Genomic DNA, 271 nt, shown 5'->3' on the forward strand with positions numbered 1-271 from the left:
GTGCGCGTGCTGTGTCCCCATTGCAAGCGCGCCGTGGCGCAAGCCTGCGAAGCCGTCGGCTGCGTGGAGTGCCGCGACAGTGGCTATCGAGGCAGAGCCGGGCTCTACGAAATCATGCGCCTGGACGAAACCCTCAAGGCGCTGATCACCCCCGGCGCGGACGTGCAGGCCTTGCGTCATGCGGCCCTTGGGCAAGGCATGCACAGCCTGCGGATGGCCGGCCTGCAAAAGGTGAAGGCCGGGCTGACGACAATGGCCGAAGTACTCAGGG

The 271-nt window shown here is 66.8% G+C and carries 1 protein-coding gene; it reads left to right on the top strand.

From position 1 onward, the window contains the following. A partial coding sequence (locus AC0L2O_RS36830; RefSeq protein ID WP_473373209.1) for an ATPase, T2SS/T4P/T4SS family occupies positions 1–271 on the top strand: 271 nt, incomplete at both ends.

It is taken from the genome of Bradyrhizobium sp. Kon10 (assembly GCF_055807395.1).